Source organism: Arachidicoccus rhizosphaerae, assembly GCF_900107765.1.
Taxonomy (GTDB): Bacteria; Bacteroidota; Bacteroidia; order Chitinophagales; family Chitinophagaceae; genus Arachidicoccus; species Arachidicoccus rhizosphaerae.
The window spans coordinates 26,771-52,289 of record NZ_FNQY01000019.1; the positions used below are offsets into that span (position 1 = coordinate 26,771).

The window sequence follows — 25,519 nt, forward strand, 5'->3', positions numbered from 1 at the left end:
TGGGGCTGGTTTTTACCATAATCCGTCAAATACTGAAAAAAACGAGTATTATCTGTTCAAAATACTTAAATTTAGATTTTAGAACCTGCTTTTATTTTATTTCAACAATTTTTTAAACATTCAAACGGCATTACATGCGCAGAAGAAAATTTATTCAGCAAACAGCCTTATCTGCAATGGGCGCGACCATTGTGCCCAGGTTTGTGTTAGGAGGGAAAGGCCATACAGCCCCTAGTGACCGGCTGGTTTTAGGGTATATCGGTAATGGTAAACAGTCCCATGGACTGATGCAATATATTAACGGCCCCAAACAAACGATTATCGGTGCTGCATCTGATGTGGATTCAAAAAAGCTACATAAATTTATAGAATTATCCAATGCGCAAAACAGTGCCAAATTCAGTAATGCCAGCCAGGTGAAAGGTTATAAACAGTATAGGGATTTGCTCGCCAATAAAGACATTGATGCCGTAGTAATCGCCACCCCAGACCACTGGCATGCGCAGATAGCCATTGATAGCGCCAAAGCTGGTAAAGACATCTATTGTGAAAAACCCTTGTCCTTAACCATTGCAGAAGGCAGGGCTATGGTGGAGGCTACCAGAAAATATAAAAGGGTATTCCAGACGGGAAGCATGCAACGGTCCTCCTATAATTTCAGGCAGGCAGCGGAACTCGTTCATAACGGTTATATCGGTAAGGTTTCAGAAATCAATGTATCTGTTGGAGGCCCCGTGGTGCAATGTGATTTACCTACTCAGCCTGTACCGGATTATCTGGACTGGGACCTTTGGGTGGGGCCCTCTTTGTTTCGTGGCTATAATGAGATTCTGGCACCGCCTATCGAAGCTAAAGACTGGGCATGGTGGCGCGGCTACAGGGATTTTGGAGGTGGTTATATTACCGATTGGGGCGCGCATATGTTTGATATCGTTCAATGGGCCCTCGGTATGGATGAATCGGGCCCTGTTAAATTCATTCCCCCTAAGAATCCAGACAGCCAGGAAGGGCTCTATTTTTTGTATGATAGCGGTGTGCAGGTTAACCACAAAAACTGGGGAGAAGGGAACGCCATTCAATTTATAGGAGACAAAGGTAAAATAGAGGTTTCCAGAAGCTTTTTAAGAACCAACCCGGAGAACCTGGCCCAATTAAAATTTAAGGAAAATGATAAACGCCTGTATTTCAGTGATAATCATTATCAGGATTGGGTTACAGCCATTCAAAAAAGGAGCAGACCCATTTGCGATGTTGAGGTGGGCCACCGGTCGGCAACGGTTTGCAATGCCGTAAATATTGCTTATCAGCTTCAAAAAGATATCCATTGGGACCCCAAAAAGGAAAGGTTTGATAATGAATATGCCAATTTAATGGCCTCAAGACCGTATAGAGGCCCCTGGAATTTCAGGGCATTTTAAATCCGTAAAACAATTTGTACCTGTCGATTTTAGATGTTGCATGCGAAAGCCTATCGTGATTTTATGGAGATTCAGGCAGAAATCGGCGCTTTGTTTGCATCTGATGTTGCATCCTAAATAGTTGAATGGTAAATTAAATTAACATCCTATATGGATATAAGCCCTGCAATTGCGTAATTTTGCCCTCATTTAAAATATGGACAAAGTAGCGAAAATATTGATAGACAAGATATTCCAGATAAAGGAATTTGATCATCAACTGGCATTGGAGCTGTTTCGCTATCAATACAGTTTTGAAAACGGGGTGTATCGCCAGTGGTGCGATACGCTGGGAATTGATCCCGAACAGGTAAAAGACATCACTGATATTCCGTTTTTACCTATTTCCTTTTTTAAATCAAAAGAAGTCACGACCGGTCAATTTAACCCGGAACTTATATTTGAGAGCAGTGGAACTACCCAGACCGTAAATAGCCGTCATTTGGTTAAAGAGGCAAAACTGTATCAGAGAAGTTTTTTAAAGACCTTTGAGCAATTTTATGGGAACCCCAAGGATTATTGTATTGTAGGGCTTTTGCCTAATTATCTGGAAAAAGGACATTCCTCCCTGGTTAAAATGGTTCATGATTTAATTGAGCTAAGCGGTCATAAGGACAGTGGATTTTATTTGTATAACTTTGACCAGTTAGCAGAATTACTGTTTACGTTAGAAAAGCAGGGACAAAAAACCCTGCTGCTGGGTGTGACTTTTGCCTTGCTGGATTTTGCAGAAGTGTTTACCGGCTTAAAAAAACAGCATAATTTCTGCCAGCCGCTGAATCACACCATCATTATGGATACCGGTGGGATGAAAGGCCGTAAAAAAGAAATGACGCGGCAGGAAGTGCATGATGTTTTAACCGGAGCATTAGGGGTTTTATCCATACATTCTGAATACGGAATGACAGAACTGCTGAGTCAGGCTTATTCAAAAGGGGAGGGGCGCTATCATTGTCCGCCCTATATGCAGGTACTGGTCAGAGATGAAAGTGATCCTTTTAACTTGAAAACAAGCGGCAAAGGGCTGATAAATATAATAGATATGGCCAATATACATAGCTGCTGTTTTATTGCCACCGAGGATGTAGGTTGGGTACATTCAGGGTATTTTGAAATATGGGGCAGGCTGGATCATAGCGACCTGAGGGGGTGTAGTTTACTGATTGCCAATCAATAAATTACCTAAAGAAGACCTAAAGCGTTAAAAAAGCCCTGTTAGATTAAACCTAAAAGATAATTATATATCTAAAAAGTTGGTGACGATTCCCTTATATTTACATTTCTAAAATGTACCATATCAGGGGATTAGTTAAACAATGAAAAAACATATTAAAAAGGCCGGAACAGACCTATTAAATATTATTAAAAATTAACACATGAAAAAGCTATTCGTTGTATTATTTAGTTTGGCAACCACAGTGGGTTTTTCACAGATCCGCAATGGCAATACAATTATAGAAAGAACCAGAGTAGGCGTTTATGGCGGGCTTTCTGTAGCCAATCAGGTGACCATTGATCCTGTATACGGAGATGGCTATTCTGACAATGCCAAGGCAGGATTCATTGGAGGTGTTTCTGTGAGTGTCCCCATCAGCTATGGATGGTTTGTGCAACCTGAATTGAGTTATACGGGCATGGGAACGAATTATTATGATGATAATTATGGTGGCAATGTTAATCTGAACCTTGATTATATTAATTTACCGATACTGTTTCGATACAGTCAACCTTTTACAGGTTTAGGAGTATTATTCGGACCTCAGTATAGTTATTTAGTCAATGCGAATACCATACCTTCCGGTTCAGCTAAAGCTGATTTTCAAAAAGGATCTGTTATAGATGATTATAAGAAAAGTGACTTATCCGGGGTGGTAGGCCTGGAATATTATTTCCCTAATGATGGTTCAGGAGGTACACAGTTCGGTTTATCCGCCAGATACCAGTTCGGGCTGCTCAATGTAAATAATGGCGGTGTGACTTATGATGACGGATCCTGGGCAAAGTTGCATAATAATGCCTTCTTTATTACGGCAGGGATTCGCTTCTAGTCAGTAAATAAGGACAGGATTAGTATTTAATTATTGAAACGCAAGTTTTAAAAATGGGTAAGATGCATTTAATCAGCATTTTACCCATTTTTAACTTCCAGGGAGAAGCAGGCGTCCTGGATCAATTCTATTCTCCGTTTAAATTGCATAACTTTGCCCACATTCCTTTGGATTTTTAGGATAAATACCTGACCCAAACAGAAAATCATGCAAAAAGAAGTACACCTGCGACTCCCGGCCCAGGACTATCATCAATCCCGCCTTATTAAAAAACATATTGCCCAGGCTTTAACCGTTAAGCCGGGTCAGATTACCGGGTTTCAGATTTTGAAAAAATCAATGGATGCCAGGCAAAAACAGATTTACTATAATCTAAGTTTATTGGTATTTATAGAGGAAGCATTCCAGGCTTTCAGTCTGCCGGCCTTTCCGGCAGAACACGTAAGAGACGCTAAACATGAGGTATTGATTATAGGTGCGGGACCAGCAGGCTTATATGCTGCGCTCACTTGTCTGGAATATGGCATCCGGCCCGTCATTCTTGAGAGAGGAAAAGATGTACAGCAGAGGCGACGGGATTTGGCTGCACTTAATAGGCAGGGAGTCGTGAATCCTAATAGTAATTATTGCTTTGGAGAAGGTGGGGCAGGTACTTATAGCGACGGAAAACTTTATACGCGCAGTAAAAAAAGAGGAAGCATCCAAAAAGCCCTGGAAACTTTTGTCAGGTTCGGGGCAGATCCTTCCATATTATATGAAGCCCACCCGCATATCGGTACCAATAAGTTGCCAACCATCATTACCAATATGAGAGAAGCCATTTTGGCTTATGGAGGTGAAATTCATTTTAATCAACAAATTACGGATTTTACCCTACAGGAGAATCAAATCAGGTCAGTGATTACTCATACAAATGACCGGTTCGATGCGCGACATATCATTTTAGCCACTGGACATTCAGCCAGAGATATTTACCGCTTACTTCATTCCAAGCATATCCTGATAGAAAGTAAAGCTTTTGCATTGGGGGTAAGGGTGGAACATCCTCAAAGTCTGATTAATCAGATTCAATATAAGTGTAGCCCGGAGCAAATGGTTAGTCAGGATCTGCCGCCGGCCGCCTACAGCCTTGTAGCTCAGGTCGCAGACAGAGGCGTCTTTAGTTTCTGTATGTGTCCCGGGGGGATTATCGCACCGGCTGCAACTGATCCCGGTGAGCTCGTTGTAAATGGCTGGAGCCCCAGCAAACGTAACAATCCATTTGCCAACAGCGGAATGGTCGTTCAGGTAGATAATAAATCTGCTTTTGAATATTTAAAGCGTGAACTGCGGGGAAAATGTCCTGACCCGACTGACCCATTACTGCTGATGGATTTTCAACAGCAGGTTGAACAGGTTATGTTTCAGGCAGGCGGCGGTGGTTTTCGGGCGCCAGGTCAAAGGCTAACGGACTTCTGTAGTCAGAAAAAATCAAAAGATTTACCTACATGCAGCTATATTCCGGGAGTAACTTCCGCCAGATTAGATCAGCTATTACCTGATTTTATTGCTCATACACTGGCAGGCGGTCTCAGGGCCTTTGGTCAAAAAATGAAAGGCTACTATACGGATCAGGCGATTTTGGTAGGCACTGAAAGCCGTACCTCTTCTCCCGTTAGAATCCCAAGGGAAGAGCTTGGACTTCATCATCCTCAAATTACCAACCTTTATCCTGCTGCTGAGGGCGCAGGATATGCAGGAGGGATCATAAGTGCAGCCATAGACGGTACTAATATTGCGGCAACGATTGCTGCAAAACTGGGAATATCCTAATTAATCAACAAAAAAATTAGCACCGATGAATCTCCTTGCCCACGCCTATCTTAGTTTACAGGATCCTGAAATTCTGCTTGGGAATATGCTGGGTGATGATGTCAAGGGCAAACAAATCCATCTTTACCCTCCTAAAGTCAGAATCGGGATTCAGCTGCATCGTTATATTGATAGTTTTACGGATCAACACCGATTAACCACCGAGGCCAGAGATATCTATCGTCCTTATATCGGGTTATATAGCGGGGCCATAATGGATATCAGCCTGGACTACTTTCTGGCAACGGACCCTGCCGTTAACTCCCAGGCTATGTGGCAGCATTTTGCGCAGTGGGCCTACCAGTCCTTAGAGGCACAGATAAGCTGGCATACCGGTGGGTTTAAAAGATACTTCCCCTATCTGCGGAAGGAAAATTGGTTTGTACATTATGCACAAAAGCCCTTTATTGAAAATGCCATGGCCAATTTACTGAAAAGGGTAGGACGTCCCGACGGGACCGCTATGGTACTAAAAAGTTTTGAGCAACATCATGATTATCTTAAAGAAGTGTACGGTCAATTTTTTCCCCAGTTGGCAGACTATGTTCAATTAAAGGCGGCGGCCCTGATAACAAACCCCATTTAAAAGAACCTGAGGTGAGCTTGCAGATTCTGTTAAAGCTATAATTGCCTACTGATTTTGTAGACTTTTGTAACAATAAATTCTTTACCTTCGCTGCTCAATTGAATCATACTAAAAACTTATATAGATGGCAAGCGATTTAAACCAAAAGGGGATTGGTACCCAACTTATTCATGCCGGTGCAGAACCTGATCCTCTGACAGGCGCGATTATGACACCTATCTATCAGACCTCTACTTTCAAACAGAGTGCCCCAGGTGTAACAAAAGGCTTTGATTATTCCAGAGCCGGTAATCCTACCAGGCAGGCCCTTGAAACAGCGCTAGCTGCGATTGAAAACGGGAAATATGGCCTGGCGTTCAGTAGCGGTGTGGCCGCTACAGATGCGGTTATTAAATTGCTGTCTCCGGGTGACGAAGTCATAGCAGCTACGGATATGTATGGCGGAACCTATCGTTTGTTCGCAAAGATTTTTGAAAAGTTCGGCATTCATTTTCATTATGTGGATATGAAAGATCCTGCCAATATTGAAGCAAAATTAAATGCCAACACTAAACTCATCTGGACGGAAACCCCTACTAATCCGCTGATCAATATTGTTGACATAGAGACTGTGGCAGCCATCGCCAAAAAAGCGGGAGCCCTGCTTTGCGTGGACAATACCTTTGCTTCTCCATATCTGCAAAACCCGCTGAACTGGGGAGCCGATATCGTTGTTCATTCTGCAACAAAGTACCTGGGAGGACATAGTGACGTCGTTCTGGGCGCTGTTATTGTGAACGATAAAGCGCTTTATGAAAACCTGTATTTTATTCAGAAAAGCAGTGGAGCTGTTCCCGGCCCTCAGGATTGCTTTTTAATCCTGAGAGGTATCAAGACTTTACATGTCAGAATGGACAGACATGGTGAAAACGGCGCTAAAATTGCACAGGCTTTAAGAAATAACCCTAAAGTCGCAGTGGTGCACTGGTGCGGTTTTGAGGATCATCCAGGTTATAATATCGCCAAAAAACAAATGCGTAATTTTGGCGGTATGCTAAGCTTTGAGCTTAAAAATGATTCTTTGGAAGAGGTAAACCGCGTGGTTACTTCCACAAAGATTATCACCTTAGCAGAATCTTTAGGAGGAGTTGAATCCTTAATCAATCATCCGGCAACCATGACACATGCCTCCATCCCCAGGGAAGAAAGGATTAAAAACGGCCTAAATGATGGTTTAATCCGTTTAAGTGTCGGTATTGAAGACGCAGAAGACTTGATAGCCGATTTAAACCAGGCTATCGGCTAACAGGCCTGACCCGGGATATCAATTAATAGAAGATGATACAATAATCGCCGCAATAAAGCCAAAGGAGTTTTTTTGCGGCGATTTTAATAAACCCGGTTCCGTTTAGCACCTCTTACCGGCTTTAAAAAAAATTAGCAGGGAATTAAAGGGCTTCCTTAAGAAAGTTTTATGCGGGAATGTTACTTTTGGCAAGAATAATGCTTTTAGAATGTTGAAAATGTAATAGTCAGGTCATCTGCCTGCTATAACTAACAAAAACATAACCCAAGGTTCAGATAAGATTACTGTCACTGCTTGACTTTTTTAAGCCAAAAGCCGACAAAACAGTCAGTATAGCTGACCGCAAAAAGATGTACAGACAATGAAATCATTTTTACTGTGTATAGTCCTCGGTTTATCCTTGCTAATAGGTAAAACCACGCATGCACAGGATAGTATACCCGGCCCAAAATCTGTGGCAGACAGCCTGCCTGGAGATTCAACTAAACAGCTCATTGAAGAGAATAAGCTACTGAAAGATAGTTTACGTCAAATTCATGTGCAGGATAGTCTGAAGGCATTGACAGCTCTTCCAAAGGCCGTCAGAAAGGACAGTAGCCAGGATAGCAGTAAAATTGTGGATATTTTTGAGGAAATGGCCAAGGCGCAGGACCAACAGGACCAATCCATAAAAAAAGAAGCCAGCCAACAGCAAACGGAAAAAAAGAACATAGAACAAGAGGCGGAAAAAAAGAAAAAAGAAGAAGCGGATGCCGAACAAAAAGCCAAACAGGCAATCGACAATGCTAAAGCGGCTGCCAAATTGGATGCAATAAATGACTCCAATGCGATCACTGATTTAAAAAGTCAGACAGTTTTAACCCCTAAAAAGGACAGTGCACTTCAGGAGCCGGCTGCAGATTTGATTAAAAAAGATACCATTCAAAGCATTTTTACCTTGCCGGAGCCTGTTGAACAAAATTATCAGGACGCGAAGGATGTGCAAACGGATTCCACCAAAGAAATGTTCAAGGGGCAGCAGCGCAATAAGGATTCCTCCAAGGCCTCTTTGTCTTATCTCAAAAACGGGCAGACCGAAAATGCGACCAAAAAGCAGGTGAAAGATAGCCGGAACCAGCTATTTGATTCCACAATGGCGGCTGCAGATTCCAGCAGCCATCAAACCGCTCCCTTGGTAAATTCCGTCCCGGACACAGCACCAGTACAAGACGCCAAAAGTCACCTGACGGATACAGATACCAGTAGTCGTTTTGATTTTATTCAGGATAGTTTGCAGACAAAAAATACGCCATTTACAGAACTATTCAAGCCTTTTCGGACCTTTGATAAACAAACCAGTATTACGTCTACCACCAGCCTCACCATATTACAACAACAGGTAGACTATAAAACTTCAGCTGATTTTACAACCCAGTATCAAAGAACCGCTGAACGCGGGGGAAATTTTCTTTTTGACGTATCTGTTGTTAAGCTAAACACCGAAGTAGAGACGATGGGAGTTCAGTTAAAATATAATTCCAATCAGGGAACAGACAGTACCTCCACTTTTGCTAAACCATTATTTGATATCGTCGGCAAAAGGACCTTTATCCAGGTGGATAGCACCGGAAAAATCACGGCAGTGGATACCACTCAATTAGGCAGACAGGTGAATACAGTACTCAGTGGACTTTCTTTATCCGGGGGCGATTTTGAGGTGGGGAGTAACTTTGGATTACTGGCTAGTCGTTCTGGTATCAACCAGGCTGGTCAGAGTTGGACCGATTCAGTGGTCATCAATGGGAATAAAAGGGTAACGACCTATAAAGTGCAGAGCATTATAGACGGAGATATGTTGGTGACCATATCAGGGACCGTCAGCCAGACAGGGGTGATTAATAGTGACGGAGCCGTATTTAAAACGCATTTTTCGGGTACTCAAAAGGGTAAAATGTATGTTGATTTGGAAACGCTGCTGGTTAAATCCAGGGATCTGACTCTAAATATGAATGGAACAGTGGATTATAATGGTCAGTCTTTGCCGGCATCGGCTGTTTCCAAGATCAAAGAAAATGTGAGCCCAAATTGACGATCAACTGTTTGTCTGGATTGCCGTATCTTTACATCGTAATTATTTTTAAATTAAATAATTTTTTAATTTAATAAAACCCTTAAAAATATCCGTATGCAAACTGACAAAACCGCCACTACTAAAAAGGCTGCTGAAAAAACAGCCACTAAAAAGGCAACAAGTGCTACCAAGACTGCCACCCCCAAAAAAGCAGTGACCAAAAAAACAGTAACCTCTGCAAAGTCTGCTGAGAAAGCACCTGCCAAAACCGCTACAAAAACGGCCACTAAAACTGCCACAAAAACCGCTGCAAAAAAGACGGTTGCCGTTAAAGCTGGCGGTAAAGTAAAGGTCAGATTTGAGGTATTCTTTTCTACTAAATTCGGGGAGTCCATTATTATTTCTGGCGCACATCCTGCATTGGGTGCGGAACAGCTGGAGCAGGCTCCGGTATTAGATTATATAAATGAGAATAAATGGGGTCTTACCCTGGAGCTGGATAAAGACTCTATTAAGGATGGCAGTCTGACTTATACCTATCTGGTTCGCTATGACGATGGCGCGCTGACACTTTCAGCTCCTTATCAGTTGAACATACCGGCTACCTTCAACAGCATTACTGTTCGTGATAGCTGGAACGCTCCGGGATTTGAGCAAAACGCATACGAAACAGATGCCCTGCAGGTTATCACTCAGGCAGCACCAGCAAAAAAAGCGGCTGCTTCCAGAAAAAAATATACCCATCGTTTTATTATTTCTGCTACTTCCATACCGGCCGGAAAGGGGGTTTGCTTAATTGGCCAGGACGCGGAGCTCGGAGGTTGGGACCCTGCCAAAGCTATTTTGCTAGAACAGATATCCGCAACCCGTTGGCAGGCAGATCTGATTTTAAAACTAACTGAAACGTCCACCAGCTATAAGTTTGGTATTTACGATTTAGCGACTTCAAGTCTTGATGGTTATGAAAACGGAGATAACCGGGTTTTAGATCAGGATCCTACTGGTGCGCAGTTACTTGTCCTTCAAAATGGATTTATCCGCACCAACTGAAGGAAAATCAAAGCTGCCGGATTTATTATTCCGGTTTTCAGCTTACGGACTGAAAACAGCTTTGGAGTAGGAGATTTCACTGATTTAAAAAAGGCGGTGCTCTGGGCATCAGCGACCGGGTTAAAACTTATTCAGTTACTGCCCATCCATGATACTACAGCGACTCACAGCTGGCGGGACAGCTATCCGTATGCGGCAATTTCTGTCCATGCGCTGCATCCATTATATCTGGATGTGAATGGCCTAAGTCAGTCGACAGCTGCAACAAAACTGCTTGCCTCCATGGAGCCTATGCGCCAGGAGCTCAATCAACTGGAAGCGGTCGATTATGAAGCTGTTTTAAAATGCAAATGGCAGATTGTTAAGGCTATTTTCCCCAACGAGAAAAAAGCAGTATTTACTTCAGCCAGTTATCAGCGTTTTTTTCAGGCCAATAAGCACTGGCTGGAACCCTATGGTTGTTTTTCTGTTTTAAGAGATAAATATGGTACGGCCGACTTTACGACCTGGTCGGAGACAAAGTATCAGCCAGAATTGCCGGAGCGGTTAATGCAGCTGGATGCGGAAGCGCTACTTATTCAATATTATGTCCAGTATCATTTACATCAGCAATTAAAGTCAGCTGTGTCCTTTGCGCATGATCATCACTGTGTCCTTAAAGGAGATATTGCTATCGGAGTATTTAAAAACAGCGTGGACGTCTGGCAAAATCAGGATTTATTCAATGTCGGAGCACAGGCGGGAGCTCCGCCTGATGACTTTACCGTAAGTGGCCAAAACTGGGGATTTCCTACCTATAACTGGCCTCAAATGAAGGCCACGCAGTACCAATGGTGGAAAAGCAGGTTAAGACATATGGAGCAATATTTTGATGCCACCCGAATTGACCACATACTGGGCTTTTTCAGAATCTGGAGTATACCCGTAAGTGCAGTAGAAGGCATATTAGGTTACTTTCAACCTGCCATACCCATTTACGAAGAAGACCTCAAGCAGATCGGCGTTCATTTTCCCGTAAACCGTTTATATGAGCCTTATATTCATATAAAAGAACTTAAAAAGATATTCTCAGATTCATTCCAGCAAATTGCAGATGAGTTTCTGGAGATGGGAGAGGAGGGGTATTTTCAGTTCAAAGAACCTTATAATAACCAAAGAAAATTAGATAACTACTTTAAAAAACTCGCACCCACAACTTACCATAAATGGCTCAGACAGGCCTTAATGGATATGCATGCAAGCGTCGTTTTGATTAAGGATCCCAATTCGGACAATGGATATCATTTTAGGTTCAACATGCAGCATACGGCCAGCTTTAAATCCTTACATCTGAGCCTGCAGCACGCATTAAATGAACTTTACCATGATTATTTTTTTAACAGGCAAAATCAACTTTGGAAAAAAGAAGCGCTGGAAAAGCTTCCGGTTTTGAAAAATGCCACCCAAATGTTGATTTGCGGGGAGGATCTGGGATTTACGCCAAATTCAGTTCCTGAAGTAATGCATGATTTAGGATTATTGGGATTATATGTGCAACGCATGCCCAAGATGATGGGAGAGATGGCGGAGGATTTGTCAAAAGTGCCTTATTTAAGCGTCGTATCGCCTTCAACACATGATACCAGTAGTCTGAGAGGGTGGTGGCTGAGTTTAAGCCATAGTCAACAACAACTCTATTATCGTCAGGTCCTCCATCAACACGGAGAATCGCCAACGGGCCATGATTTACCGGGATGGCTCAACCAGTTAATCATCCGGCATCACCTGCAATCCCCGGCGATGTGGAGCATATTTTTGATGCAAGATCTGTTGAATATGGAAGATAGTCTGCATATAGCAGAAGTGGATAAAGAGCAGATTAATCACCCGGAAAATCCGGATCAGTATTGGCGGTATAGAATGCCTGTTTCCATCGAACAATTATTAGAACTTAAGGATTTTAATAAGAATTTAAAAGAAATGGTTGAATCAGCTGATCGTTAGGTAGAGCTTAAGTTATTGATAAATAATTGATTAAATGCCCGGTATTTGCAAAGAGCAACAGCCGGGTATTTAGTTTTATCAGGTTCGGACAGCTCTGGTACATATCTATTGAATCGCCACTAAAAAAAGTAAAGGCGAACCAAATGAATGGTCCGCCTTCCTATATTTAACCCTGCTGCTTGAAAAAAAATCATTAAAAACAAGAGATTCCCTTTTAAGACCTAAAATGGATTTCAAGGTTTAACCCACACCCTATTTTTTTATGGTTTCACCTGCTTTTTGTATAATGCTTAACATATAAAACTAATTCACCATCATTATTCACCAATAAAACAATTCTGTAAACCGTTTTTAAGTCAGATTGACCCTTAAAATAGCCCAGTTTCGCTTACTTTTGCCCCATGGAAAATAATCTGGAAGCACAACTGGAAAGGTTGGGTATAAAGGCGCTCAATGAGCTGCAAGAGTCAATGCTGAATGCGACCTTAAAGCAGGAAGATATATTGCTACTTTCCCAGACGGGGTCGGGCAAGACACTCGCATTTTTATTGCCTTTAAGCCGGGATATAAACCCTGATCTTCGCCAGAATCAGGCGATTGTTATTGCGCCCTCCAGGGAACTGGCTCTCCAGATAGAAAATGTATTCCGTTCATTACAAACCGGCCTTTCCGTCACTTGTTGTTATGGGGGGCATAAAAGAGAAATAGAAGAAAACAATTTAAGTGCAAATCCGGCGCTTATTATAGGGACCCCAGGCAGACTTGCCGATCATTTGCGCAGGGGCAATATTGATCCGACGGGAATAAAAACCCTGGTACTGGATGAATTTGACAAATGTCTGGAACTGGGTTTTTCTGATGAAATTACTTTTATCAAAGGCAGTCTTATCAATTTGGACCGTAAATGGTTGATTTCTGCTACTCATTTAATGGAGAGTCCGGCAGGCTTTGAATTGGAAAATATAAATACGCTGGACTTCAGATCTGCTCAAATGGAGTCAGCACCAAGACTGGAACAAAAGTTACTGAGTTTTGACAATACGATTAGCAGACAACAGGCCGCTTTTGAATTGATTTGTACCTTGCAGGGGCGTAGCAGTATAATATTCTGTAATCAAAGAGACCATGTCGAAACACTTTATCAATACTTAAAACAACAAGGACTGGATCTGGTGTATTATCACGGCGCCATGGAACAAAGAGACCGGGATAGCGCCTTGAACAGATTTCGAAACGGAACCGTTAACTTATTGATTACCACAGACCTTGCTTCCAGAGGACTGGATATTGCTCAGATCAGGTATATCATTCATTATCAGCTTCCTGAGACTGAACAAATCTTTATTCACAGAAATGGAAGAACCGCCAGAATGGATAAGTCAGGTGCCGCAATCGTCATGATAGGCCCCGAACAATACCTGCCGGAATATATGGATCCTGATATGGAAAAAATTATTCTGGATCCCAACCAACCCTTACCGCCAAAATCTAAATGGGTAACACTATACGTCGCAGCGGGTAAGAAAAATAAGGTTGGGAAAATAGATATCGTGGGTTTTCTCACCAAGACCGGAGGTGTCAAAAAGGAAGATATAGGCTTGATTGAAGTGAAGGACTTTAGTTCATTTGTTGCCATCAACCGGCATAAAGTCACCAAATTATTGACCAATATCAAAGAGCAGCGGTTAAAAAACAAAAAAGTTAAAATAGAAGTTGCTAAATAATTATATATCAAAGACTTGATTTGATTTGAAAACTACTTTTAAAGTGCCGATCTTTTATTAGGTGGGCACTTTGCCATTTTACCAGGTCAGCATTTTATATTCGAGCCTCCTGGTTGATTCCCTCGCAAAAAGTCCATTATTTATGTAGACTAATTATCTGTTAATCAATGGGTTTAGTGAAAATTGGCAAACTTTTAAAATTTATGCAGAAAATATCCTTTTATCCTGCACAGGTTCCATTTAACCCAAAATCAAACCTCTTAGAAGGAATTTTACTTAAATTGCCTTTCAATTAATTTGAAAACTATTTACTTATGCTTTTAAGATCAAAAAGCAGCCTCCTGATTGCGGGAGCGCTGTTGCTATCCATGGCCACGTCTGCTCAGAAAGTAAATTTTACCGAATACGACCTAGACAATGGCCTGCACGTGATCCTGCATCAAGATAACAAAGCCCCCGTAGTGGCGGTTTCCGTTATGTATCATGTCGGATCCAAAAATGAGACCCCTGGATTAACAGGATTTGCGCACTTTTTTGAGCACCTGTTATTTGAAGGCAGTCAGAATATAAAAAGAGGCGAGTTTATGAAAATTGTCTCAGCCGGTGGAGGGACCAACAATGCCAACACCACCCAGGACAGAACCTATTATTATGAGGTGTTCCCTTCCAATCAACTGAAGCTGGGCCTCTGGCTGGAGAGCGAGCGTATGATGCATCCTGTGATTAACCAGGTAGGGGTGAACACACAAAGAGAAGTCGTCAAAGAGGAAAAAAGAATGCGGGTGGACAACCGTCCTTATGGTCATTTGATGGAAGCTGTTTTTACAAACTTATTTGTCAAGCATCCTTACCATTGGCAGCCCATTGGATCGATGGATGATATCAACCGTGCCAAATTAAGTCAGTTTCAGGATTTCTTTAAAAAGTTCTATATTCCGGGCAATGCCGTTCTGAGTATTTCCGGGGATTTGAACCTGGATTCTACCAAAAAATTGATTGCTGAATATTTTGGACCCATTCCAGGCGGTCCTAAAGTCATACAGCCGGATGTTAAAGAAGATCCGATAACTCAGCAAATCATTGACACGGCCTATGATCCTAATATACAGGTTCCGGCTATTTTAACAGGTTACAGAACGCCTCCCGAAAATTCCAAAGATGCTGTTGTACTGGAAATGATTTCTTCCATTCTTTCTGGCGGAGCAAGCTCCAGATTATATAAAGAATTGGTAGATGATAAAAAAACAGCCCTGCAGGTAGCTTCCTTCAATTATGCTTTGGAAGATTATGGGGCTTACCTGATTCTGGGAATTCCTAATGGCAATACACCGTTAGACAGTCTGCTTCAGGCCTTTAATGAAAATATCAAGGATTTACAGACGAATTTAATCAGTGAACAGGATTATAAAAAAATACTTAATCAGGCCGAGATGGCTTTTGTAGATAAAAGTAATAGCAGCCTGGGTGTTGCAGAAGAACTCGCAGATAGCTATACCTTTTATAATAAAAATACCAATCACATTAATGAAGAACTCCAGGAAATAAGATCTGTAACACGTGAACAGATACGTGATGTCGCCCGAAAATATCTGAATCCCAATCAAAGATTGGTGCTTTATTATTTGCCAAAAGCTAAATAAGTAACGGGGTGTAACTATTTCCAAATAACTTTAGAAACTTCTATTATGCGAAAAATATTCTTTTTAGTTGCCGGAGCCTTAATGATGTCCGGTAGCTTTGCACAAAATATCGACCGGACCGTCCCTCCTAAACCAGGACCAGCGCCAGTCATAAAATTAAAGGACCCTGTAGTCTATACTCTAAAAAATGGTATTAAAGTCCTAGTGGTGGAGGACCATAGGGTGCCAACCGTTAGTGCGTCTTATTATATTTATACCGGACCCATTAAAGAAGGTGAAAAAGCCGGAGTGATGGGCCTTATGGGAGGAATGCTGAATGAAGGTACCCAGCATCTGACTAAAGCAGCATTTGATCTGGCGGCAGAACAGGATGGTACCAATATATCTCTGAACAGTAATGGAGGCTCAGTCGGGGCACTGACTCGTTATTTTGATAAAGGGTTGGGATTACTGTCTGATGGACTACGCAATCCGGCCATGCAGCCGGGCTCCTTTGACAAATTAAAGAAGCAAGAGTTAAGCAGTCTTAAAATCGGTGAAAAATCCATTAACACGATTGCCAGTAATGTAACGGGTGCCCTCGCATATGGCAAGGAAAGCCCCCTTGGAGAATTTGAAACAAGTGCTTCAGTAGAAAACATTCAGCTGAGCGATGTGAAGGATTTTTATCAAAAATACATAACACCTTCCAATGGTTACCTGACTATTATTGGGGATATTCAACCAGAGGACGCGCACAAATTGGCAGAGAAATATTTTGGAGATTGGACAGGCAGCAGCATTACCGTTTCCAAAATTGCAGCGGTGAGTAACCCGGCTACAACGGAAATTGACCTGATCGATGTGCCTTCAGCTGTCCAGTCTGTTATAAACGTCACCAATGTGATATCACTGCCCATTGACCATCCTGATTATTTTTCAACCTTAATTGCCAATCAGATACTAGGGGGCGGGGCAGATGCCTATCTGTTTAAGGATATCAGGGAAAAACATGGATTTACCTATGGAGCCTATAGCTCTGTTAGCGGAAACGTACATCAGACAAGGTTTAATGCCACTGCTTCCGTTCGCAATGAAGTAACGGACAGCTCTGTTATGTTGTTTATGCAAAATATAGACAAAATAAGAAACCAAAAAGTGGATGCAGATTTATTAAGGGATACAAAGGCTGCCTTTAATGGAAATTTCGCACTCGGAACGGAAAATATAGCCCGTATCGCTTCTTTTGCCAGAAATATAATGATCTACCACCTTCCTAAAGATTATTATAAGACCTACCTACAGAAAATCAATGCGGTAACTGCAGAAGATGTCCAAAATGCTGCTAAGAAATACTTTAACTATGGCAATACAAGAATCGTTATTGCCGGTAAAGCGGATTCTATCAAAGCGGGATTGACTAAACTTGGATATCCTGTGAAATTATATGACAAGGATGCAAATCCAGTATCTGCTGCCGACGCAGCAGCCGCCAACAAACCAGCAGCTGCCGCAGGTGATATCATCAATCGTTACCTGGAAGCAATTGGTGGAAAAGAAGCCGTGTCCAAACTTAATTCTACTATGGCTACCGGAACCATGTCAGTACAGGGAATGGAAATGCCTATTACCATCAAAACAATGGCCCCTAATAAGGAATCCATGGAAGTGAGCATGAATGGCCAGGTTGTCAGCAAATCCGTCTTTAACGGCACCACGGGTTATCAGTTACAGATGGGACAGAAAAAAGATTTATCTGAACAGGATAAAGCCAAATATAAAGATGCAAAAGCACTGATTCCGCAATTGTATTATTTGGATGGCACCTATAAACTGGTCCCAGGTAAAGTTGTCAAAATTAATGATAAAGATGCCAATCAATTGACGGTTACAGGTCCTTCAGGCAAATCTACCGTTGAATACTATGATGTGGCTTCGGGCTTTTTAGTCCGATCTGAGGCCAGTTCAGAAATGCAAGGTCAATCCATTCAGATCAAAACTGATTTTAGTGATTATAAAAAAATAGGCGATGTGTTTTTAAACCAGGCACAGACTATGACCATTACAGCTCCTCAGGGCAGTCAGGAAATGAGTATTAAATTTACGGACTACAAAGTCAATGAAGGGGTTACAGAAGCTGATTTTAATTAACCATTTGTTTCAGCTTAGGCAGATACCTGTATTAGTAAGCAATAAAAAATAAATTGTAAAGCGGCCGACTACCGGATTTATTTCCGTTAGCTGGCCGCTTTTCTTTAAGAAATGACTATACAGGGCAATGCATAGACGCTATGACTATGAAAAACCTTTACTTTTTAGCTTAAATAAATGCCTATTTAACCTTACTTTTCAGCTTGTGCATAAAGTTCAAAAAAGCCGGTTGCATTTCTGAAAATAGTTCCATTTGTTTGTTACGCATGATAACATCCCCCAGTAATTTAAGTCCAAGGACAAACTGTCTGGCTTCCTGGGGATTTTCAAAAAGTTGTTTTTCAGTGAGCATATCCATAATTTTAAAAATATCGTCGTGATTTTTAAATAACAGATTTACCTGCTGCTCATTTCCAGCATTACCTTTTATGTCTTTGATATGTTTTATATCGATCTGGTATTCATGGGCTCTTTTCTCAGTCATAATTTTCCGGATTTATATTTATAGATTAATATGGCACAGATTGCCAAACGTCAACTGGCAAAACTAATACGCACCATGCAAACAAGCAAAGATTTATAGCTATCCTTACGTTAATTCTTTTTCCTGAAAAACAGGGGGTTCCCGGCTTTTGATATTTTCCGGTTTCTTTTGACTAAAATATTTCCTGATTTATAGGCGAAAAGTCTGCTCTCAAATTTCTCCCCAAACAAACTTTCTTGCATGAAAATATTGGGTATCTGAAGCAAGGTGCCGTCTTTGAACTCTATAACGAAAAGCGCAAAATTAACGAGCGGGCTTCTACTGCCTCTATGCTGAATTTGTATAATTTTAGAAATATCTGATTTGTTAAAGGATTTAAAATCCGATGGGCTCCCAAAATAAAACAAATCATTGCCTTTAGAGAGCATCAATACTTTATCCCTTGCATAAAAGTAATAATTAAGGAATACCCAAAAATTGATGCCGCCAAATATAAATAGCATTAGAAACGCGAATAGCAGGCCCATTGCATTTATATGTTCCGTATTTAAGACCATACTGGGTAATATCCACCAGGTGAGTAAAACAAACCAGCTCGTATAAAATAAATAGCTGGCAGCAGATTTAAAGGAAACAGCATATGTAAAATCTTTGCTCACAAAATATTTATCATTGTGTTTCGACCAGGTGCTTTTTATTTTAAAATCATTCAGATCTAGCTGTTGTTCATAGAACTTCTTTATATAGAAATAACTGTCTTCAAGGTGAGGCAACACCTTTTGAAAGACTTTATTATGTCCGTTTAAAAAATACAGTATAAACTTTCGATTGTAAAACCAGGATAGCTTAAGAAACCTTCCGTCAGAGGTCTCAATTGTAATAGACGGGCCACAAAGGCCTACTTTGAATTGAGCATGCTGCTTTTCCCAGGGAAAAATTTCAATTAATGCGATTAACTGGTCATAAGATCTTAGTGCAGTCAGAATAAATTCTCCTGATTCAAAAGTACTGAACTGAATTTTACTAATGAGCTGCTGCATTTCGGTTGCAAAATTATAAGAAAGATTTTCTATTTATCTGATCTGGAAATATGCCCCGTACTGTCAACAAAGGTACTATTCCAAAAATAATGGCAAGTAAAACAAATGAATAAAAAACCACCGTAAAAAGTTTTCAGCTTTTAGCTGAATGACTTTTTACGGTGGCAGATTATATCCAGGCAGACCATTAAAATTAAGCCAAGTGGCTTTTCTCAGTATCCGTACTACCCAATAATTGTTTTCTGGTTTGTTGATAGGAAACACTCATTGAACCGGTAAAACTGATTATAGGGGGATTTATTTTTTTAATTGAGACTTTTACTTCCTCTGCTAACTGAAAACGCCTTAATATATCATTACCGATATTAATGACAAGCGTCTCCAACAGAGGTTCAGGTTTTTGCATATGTCCACGAATTACTGCATAAACCTCTGAATAGTCAATGGTCTCATGGATATGATAGGGAACCGTTTTGGGCAAATAATAGAGCTCTACGTCTAGTTTAAAATCACCCCCTAGTTGTTTCTCCTCTTCATAAAGTCCATGTCGCGCCCTGAACCAGAGATCCAGTAATTCTATTTTGAGCATTTCATTTTTATTTTCTGTTGATGGATGCCGGATTGATACATTAAGCCAGTCCCTGCTCGGTCAGGTAACGTTCTGCATCCAGGGCGGCCATACAACCACTGCCTGCAGCTGTCACTGCCTGACGATAAATCTTATCCTGGACATCCCCTGCAGCAAATACACCAGGAACATTGGTTTTGGAACTGCCGGGTATGGTTTTAATATAGCCCGCTTCGTCCATATCGATAAATTCTTTAAAAATGTCGCTATTGGGTTTATGACCGATGGCTACAAAAAATGCACTCACTGGGATCTGCTGTAATGCGCCTGTTTTTATGTTTTTAATACGCACAGCCTCTACCTTTGTATCCCCTAATACCTCATCCGTTTCACTGTCCCAGTAAATAGTGATATTAGGTGTATTCTTTACCCGGTCCTGCATCACTTTACTGGCGCGCATGCCATCTTCTCCTTTTCTGACAATCATATGAACATTAGAGGCCAGTTTAGACAGGTAGACAGCTTCTTCACAGGCCGTATCGCCGGCACCTACAATCGCTACTTCCTTTCCACGAAAGAAAAATCCATCACAAACGGCGCAGGCGCTGACGCCATAGCCATTCAGACGTTGTTCACTTTCAATATTCAACCATTTGGCAGATGCTCCCGTACTAATGATAACGGTGTCCGCTTCAATCCAATCCTTTTCATCAACCTGAACTTTATGTACCGGTCCGGTAAAATCTACCTTAGTGGCCAGCCCATAGCGAATATCCGTACCCATTTTTTTGGCCTGATTTTCAAAATCGACCATCATTTCCGGACCTTGAATACCTTCAGGATAACCAGGATAGTTTTCTACTTCAGTTGTAATAGTTAATTGACCACCTGGCTGTATCCCTTGATATAAAACCGGCTTCATGCCGGCACGTGCTGCATAAATTGCGGCCGTATAACCAGCGGGGCCGGATCCAATAATCAGACAATGTACTTTTTCGCTCATCAGTTTATCTTTATTAAAATGTTTTTAATTTCCAGTGCATTCATTTAGAATAAGTTGGTCAAAAAGCATGCTCACTTAGCAATGAATGGCTGCAAAGATAATAACTTTTACCACAAAACAGGAGAAAGCGAACAGTTGTTATAAGGTTTCCATAAAGGTAGGAGATTCCCTGTTTTTATAAAAAAAGCACCCGGGATTGCGGGTGCTTTTAGTCTATGCATTTGTTTGAATATCAATAATATATGATTTTATGATTCTAATGATTATTACGAGATTGCCATTTGGACCTTGTTTTTGAATGCCAGCAATAACACAATCTCTAATTTAACGGCTTTATATGCATATCGGTTCCGGGTGAACTTTTTTTAGCCGCTCCCTTTTCAACCTCCGGGTCTTTTTTATCGCCCTGTTCAGGTTCGGTATCGATTTTTTTTACTTTCTCCTTAGGGGCGGCCGATGGAGTAGGGGTCAGCGGTTTTAACTTTGCACCCTTGCCCGGGTTCCCTTGTTTTAGGAGCTGATCATCCTTAGGCGCATCCTCAAGACCGGTAGGGATCCCAAATTCCTTTTTAAGCCGTATTAATTCTTCTCTGTATTGTTTGAGGGTTATTTTCCTTTGTTTAAATAAATCCCATATTTTTTGTACCCTGATATTATAAGCGCTGATCCGATTGGTATTTTTCAACTGATTAAACTCATCAGCTATATCCACCGGCACCTCTGGTATTTTTTCGGGACTGGACGCGGGGAGTGGTCCTCCACCGGGTTGTCCGGCTCCTTCATTACCATCCGGGTCATCCGGGCCTTCAGGTTCCTGAGACTGCTGCACCAGGTAATTAGCAAGCACCTGTAACGGCTCTTTTAAATCCTTAAGTTCCCTTCTGATAATCTTTTTTAATAATTCACGTAACATGAAATATAGGATAACCAGAAATATCAAACCCAGCAGGATTTCCAGAATAATAAATTGAACCGTAACATACATAATTTATCATTTTTAGTGTCACCTAAAGATATTCTATTTTTCTTTGATTTGACTGTTTTTTCAAATAGAAGTTTAGTGAAATCACCTGTTTGCTCATTTCGGCAATTATTGGGGGGAACGCCAGTAATAAAAAACGGAGCCTCAAAAGAAACTCCGTCCCAACGAATAGCAGCAGGGGCTATTCTACCTTTAACACCTATTTCGAACAAGACAAGAAGGATACATTACCTTATTTTATGATGCTTTATGAGGTTAAAGAACCGGGTGCTGAATAATCCTTCAAATGAAAAAGGAGAATTACTTTACACCGTCATTTTTGCGCATAAACTCTAAGACACTTTTGGCATCATCGTCGCTCAGATTTTGATTAGGCATTCTAACCATACAGATTTCCAGCATTGCCTGAGCCTTAGGGTCTTTGTCCAGCATCTCATCAGTATTGGTAACAAAATTCAAGATCCATTCCGGTTCATGCCTGGAGGTAACACCTTTCCACCCCGGGCCTACTAGTTTTTCATCAGAAAGTTTGTGGCAAGAGGCACATTTTAATTCATATACTTTCTCTCCCTTGGTAGCCATGGCTGGATCTAATTTTTCACCTAGTTTCACATCGTGGAATTTACCCTCACCTCTTTTAGGATCATAGGTTGGATTAGCTGACGACTCATTATCCTTGGGACTCGTTGCAGTTGCGTCAGCAGTACTGGTGGCCGCTTCATCTTGTCCATTATTATTCCCTCCACAAGAAATAGTGAGTATAGCTGCAGAAAGAATTAACGAAAGAGAAATCATAAGTTTTTTCATAATAGTTTCAATTTTTAATGATAAGCAAATCTAGCGGCAGCGGGAATCTTAAATTATGACAAGAATCATATATTCAGTCATTCCCACTTGATTTAGCTCATTAGCCAAGCCCTGGATTTTTGGAAATTTGCATAGTAAATGAAAAGAGGGCAAAATGCCATTAACCTTTTTAATGCCTAAAACGAATGTCAGAGGAACGCTTTAAAACCCGATACTGGATAAAGATTGTATTTTTAAATTTCATGGTAGTGTCCCTGGCAGGATTATTAATGCGCTATAAAATCAATTTTTCCATTCCCGTCATCGACCAGAAAAATCTGATGCAAGGGCATGCTCATTTTGCCTTTATCGGATGGATTACCATGGCACTTATTGTTTTGCTTGTCCATTATTTAATCCAGCATCAGGTAAATACCAATTATCAAAAATACCATCTCATTTTAGCTGCACATTTAATGGTAGCGTACGCGATGCTGATATCCTTCACGCTCGAAGGGTATGGCGCATTATCCATTATACTTTCCACAGCCACCATCTTATTATCCTATCTATTTATTTATTTTTATTTGAAGGATCTCAAAAAAGTTCCTGGGAGACTGAAAAGTAAAAAATGGTTTAAGGCTGCTTTACTGCTTTGGGCATTCTCTTCTTTGGGGCCGTTTTCTCTGGCCTATCTGATGGCATGTCATGTCTCCAATCAGGATCTGTATGTCCTTTCCATTTATATGTATTTACATTTTCAATATAACGGCTGGTTTTTATTTGCCATATTAGGTTGCCTCTTTGGTTTTATTGAAAAACAAACCAATAATTTGGGGGTTTGCTCCTTGGAGTCTCGAGCGGATTTCTGGGGAATCCAATTATTTAAATGGATGGTTATAACCGTAATTCCCAGCTATTTTTTATCGACGCTCTGGTTAAACTTACCCAGGGTTATTGTTTGGCTGGCAAACCTAACAGCCCTGCTACAAATTGGTGTTATTATCTGTGTTATTCAATGGGTTAGAAAGCTGCCGACAAAAATATGGTCCCCGTTAAAACCTCAAATCCGCATGTTTTGGCTATTTGGTTTAACAGCGCTGATTATAAAAATTGCGCTACAGAGTTTATCTGTCATTCCTTATTTTACGCATTATGCCTTTGGTTTCAGACCAATTGTAATTGGATATCTTCATTTAGTATTTATAGGTATACTCAGCTTCTTTATAATGGGTGCATTGTTGAACTTGCCCATAATTTCGCAAATTCGTTACAAAAAATCAGGTCTTGTTCTGTTTATAACAGGTTTTATTTTGCAGGAAATAATATTGATGTTACAGGGTTTTGAGGCGTTTAACCAAACTAATATGCCGAGAGCCAGTATCCTGTTATTCTATTGCGCAATATTCATGGTTTCAGGATTGGCAATGATTGCTCATGGTTTATTTTATGGCAGACCTATAAAAAAAATACCGGTTGTTTCTATGAAGGTTATTTATAAACCAAAAGGTTAATTCAGTAAGGATTTTAATTTTTGTTCATTTAAAACCTTTACATATCCTACTTCGGCTTCAATTAATTTTTCTGATTTAAAATCTGCTAAAGTCCGGATTAATGATTCGGTTGTCGTACCGGCTATCCTGGCCAAATCTTCTCGGGACATATAAATTACAAAATCACTTTGACCCGCTTCTTTATATTTATTATAAAGGGTCATAATCGCATCTGCCACTCTTTTTCTAAGTGAATTATACGCCAGGCTGATTAACTGGCTTTCTTTTTCCGTGTTATTACGTGCAAGCAGTTTTATAAACCTCCCGGCCACCTCTTTATTGTTCTGAATCAACGAAGTAAAGTCTTCCCGACTAATGATATTGACCTCGCTGTTTTCCAGTGTTTCGGCACTTTCTTTATAGGCCGTGTTTTCAATAAGGGCATTATAGCCAAAAAAATCTCCGGAGGTATATAAATTGGTCGTTAATTCCTTCCCATTTTCATTGCTCTTATAAGTTCTGACCTTACCTGAAACCAGGTAGAAAAGGCCATGCGGATAACTGCCTTCCCCGTAAATACGTTGTTTTTTCTTAAAAGAGCTCATCGTTTCTGAAACCGTTAATTGCAATAAGGTATCCTGTCCTGACAAAGCGGCTTCAAAATCTTCCTGAATTAATATGTCACCTAGCCGTTGCTTGATAAAACTGCTTTTTTTAAGCCTGCTTTCAATGGCCGTCATTAATTCAAGGTCGGTAAATGGCTTGGTAATATAATCATCTGCCCCTAGTTCCATTCCTTTTCGAAAATCTGCCCGGTCGGTTTTAGCTGTTAAAAAGATAAAGGGGATGGCTTTAAGCTGTTCATGCTTATTGATTAAATGCAAGAGACCATAACCGTCCAGGACAGGCATCATGATATCACAGATAATAAGATCCGGATTAAAGGTCAGTGCCTGTGCGTAACCTTCCTTACCATTGGCAGCTACCGCCACTTCATAATTGGCAAGTTGCAATATTTCCTGTGCATTGTCCCTTATTTGTTCATTATCCTCAATTAATAATATTCTGGTCATTTTCTTAAATTAAAGCGTAACTAACTAATTACCTTACTTAACCCGCCGGTTTTTGATTCAATCCGGAACAAAGTTATTTTAAAATGGACAATAAAAATCCGGCTCAGCTTTGGCGGAGGACCTGTAGATTATTCTGGATTCAGCTGGGTATTAAAAACATGATTTTAATCATACCTGGTGATTTTTTTTGCAAAATCACCAGGTATTTCAAAAGAAAGCTTATCTCGGGTATTTTCTATTTTTGAATACCGGACAAAAGGTTTTGAAAATGCTATTCACTTCACCG

The 25,519-nt window shown here is 40.8% G+C and carries 21 protein-coding genes; 13 read left to right on the forward strand and 8 right to left on the reverse strand.

Annotated features, from left to right (window positions below):
• Positions 1-134: 134 nt before the first annotated feature.
• The 12 genes from BLU80_RS14515 (at position 135) to BLU80_RS14570 (ending at position 17,804) form a co-directional block, all read left to right on the forward strand.
• Entirely contained in the window at positions 135-1,418 is a 1,284-nt protein-coding gene (locus tag BLU80_RS14515) for a Gfo/Idh/MocA family protein (RefSeq protein ID WP_091399884.1), read from the forward strand.
• 196 nt (positions 1,419-1,614) lie between these two features.
• On the forward strand, positions 1,615-2,634 hold the full coding sequence (locus tag BLU80_RS14520; protein WP_091399886.1) for a LuxE/PaaK family acyltransferase: 1,020 nt from the start codon (positions 1,615-1,617) through the stop codon (positions 2,632-2,634).
• 199 nt (positions 2,635-2,833) lie between these two features.
• The gene (locus BLU80_RS14525; RefSeq protein ID WP_091399888.1) at positions 2,834-3,505 is read left to right on the forward strand and encodes a porin family protein; all 672 of its coding nucleotides are present in this window, start codon (positions 2,834-2,836) and stop codon (positions 3,503-3,505) included.
• 207 nt (positions 3,506-3,712) lie between these two features.
• Complete coding sequence (locus BLU80_RS14530) at positions 3,713-5,317, forward strand: NAD(P)/FAD-dependent oxidoreductase (protein WP_091399890.1); 1,605 nt, start codon at positions 3,713-3,715, stop codon at positions 5,315-5,317.
• A gap of 25 nt (positions 5,318-5,342) precedes the next feature.
• Positions 5,343-5,942 carry an acyl carrier protein phosphodiesterase gene (locus BLU80_RS14535; protein ID WP_091399892.1) on the forward strand — a complete coding sequence of 200 codons (600 nt, stop codon included), beginning with the start codon at positions 5,343-5,345 and terminating at the stop codon, positions 5,940-5,942.
• Between the two features lie 124 nt (positions 5,943-6,066).
• Complete coding sequence (locus tag BLU80_RS14540; protein ID WP_091399894.1) at positions 6,067-7,227, forward strand: cystathionine gamma-synthase; 1,161 nt, start codon at positions 6,067-6,069, stop codon at positions 7,225-7,227.
• A gap of 361 nt (positions 7,228-7,588) precedes the next feature.
• Positions 7,589-9,295, forward strand: coding sequence for a hypothetical protein (locus BLU80_RS14545; protein WP_091399896.1), 1,707 nt, complete (start codon positions 7,589-7,591; stop codon positions 9,293-9,295).
• A 96-nt stretch (positions 9,296-9,391) separates the two neighbouring features.
• Complete coding sequence (locus BLU80_RS14550; protein ID WP_091399898.1) at positions 9,392-10,327, forward strand: carbohydrate-binding module family 20 domain-containing protein; 936 nt, start codon at positions 9,392-9,394, stop codon at positions 10,325-10,327.
• Between the two features lie 27 nt (positions 10,328-10,354).
• Complete coding sequence (locus tag BLU80_RS14555; RefSeq protein ID WP_244518951.1) at positions 10,355-12,310, forward strand: 4-alpha-glucanotransferase; 1,956 nt, start codon at positions 10,355-10,357, stop codon at positions 12,308-12,310.
• 401 nt (positions 12,311-12,711) lie between these two features.
• Positions 12,712-14,034: a DEAD/DEAH box helicase gene (locus tag BLU80_RS14560; RefSeq protein ID WP_091399902.1), complete on the forward strand. Its 1,323-nt coding sequence runs from the start codon at positions 12,712-12,714 to the stop codon at positions 14,032-14,034.
• A 314-nt stretch (positions 14,035-14,348) separates the two neighbouring features.
• The gene (locus tag BLU80_RS14565; protein ID WP_091399904.1) at positions 14,349-15,674 is read left to right on the forward strand and encodes a M16 family metallopeptidase; all 1,326 of its coding nucleotides are present in this window, start codon (positions 14,349-14,351) and stop codon (positions 15,672-15,674) included.
• 45 nt (positions 15,675-15,719) lie between these two features.
• On the forward strand, positions 15,720-17,804 hold the full coding sequence (locus BLU80_RS14570) for a M16 family metallopeptidase (protein ID WP_091399906.1): 2,085 nt from the start codon (positions 15,720-15,722) through the stop codon (positions 17,802-17,804).
• Positions 17,805-17,985: 181 nt separating this feature from the next.
• Here BLU80_RS14570 and BLU80_RS14575 read toward each other — a convergent pair whose 3' ends face one another.
• From BLU80_RS14575 to BLU80_RS19980, 7 genes are all read right to left on the reverse strand, one after another.
• Entirely contained in the window at positions 17,986-18,288 is a 303-nt protein-coding gene (locus tag BLU80_RS14575) for a DUF3861 family protein (protein ID WP_091399908.1), read from the reverse strand.
• 110 nt (positions 18,289-18,398) lie between these two features.
• Positions 18,399-19,328 (reverse strand): PH domain-containing protein, encoded by a 930-nt coding sequence (locus BLU80_RS14580; RefSeq protein WP_091399911.1) that lies wholly within the window; start codon positions 19,326-19,328, stop codon positions 18,399-18,401.
• 193 nt (positions 19,329-19,521) lie between these two features.
• On the reverse strand, positions 19,522-19,917 hold the full coding sequence (locus BLU80_RS14585) for a dihydroneopterin aldolase (RefSeq protein ID WP_091399913.1): 396 nt from the start codon (positions 19,915-19,917) through the stop codon (positions 19,522-19,524).
• Positions 19,918-19,957: 40 nt separating this feature from the next.
• The gene (gene trxB / locus BLU80_RS14590; RefSeq protein ID WP_170831251.1) at positions 19,958-20,899 is read right to left on the reverse strand and encodes a thioredoxin-disulfide reductase; all 942 of its coding nucleotides are present in this window, start codon (positions 20,897-20,899) and stop codon (positions 19,958-19,960) included.
• Positions 20,900-21,218: 319 nt separating this feature from the next.
• Positions 21,219-21,884 (reverse strand): hypothetical protein, encoded by a 666-nt coding sequence (locus BLU80_RS14595; RefSeq protein ID WP_091399919.1) that lies wholly within the window; start codon positions 21,882-21,884, stop codon positions 21,219-21,221.
• A 297-nt stretch (positions 21,885-22,181) separates the two neighbouring features.
• Entirely contained in the window at positions 22,182-22,688 is a 507-nt protein-coding gene (locus tag BLU80_RS14605; RefSeq protein ID WP_091399923.1) for a c-type cytochrome, read from the reverse strand.
• A gap of 266 nt (positions 22,689-22,954) precedes the next feature.
• Positions 22,955-23,077, reverse strand: a complete 123-nt coding sequence (locus BLU80_RS19980) for a hypothetical protein (protein ID WP_262482933.1) — start codon at positions 23,075-23,077, stop codon at positions 22,955-22,957.
• Positions 23,078-23,254: 177 nt separating this feature from the next.
• Between BLU80_RS19980 and BLU80_RS14610 the strand changes: the two genes are divergently transcribed.
• Positions 23,255-24,181 (forward strand): hypothetical protein, encoded by a 927-nt coding sequence (locus BLU80_RS14610; protein ID WP_139188162.1) that lies wholly within the window; start codon positions 23,255-23,257, stop codon positions 24,179-24,181.
• On the opposite strand, the gene BLU80_RS14615 is transcribed toward BLU80_RS14610, so the two are convergent.
• Positions 24,178-25,233 (reverse strand): response regulator, encoded by a 1,056-nt coding sequence (locus tag BLU80_RS14615; RefSeq protein ID WP_091399927.1) that lies wholly within the window; start codon positions 25,231-25,233, stop codon positions 24,178-24,180. The two genes, BLU80_RS14610 and BLU80_RS14615, sit on opposite strands and share 4 nt — an antisense overlap.
• Positions 25,234-25,519 lie beyond the last annotated feature (286 nt).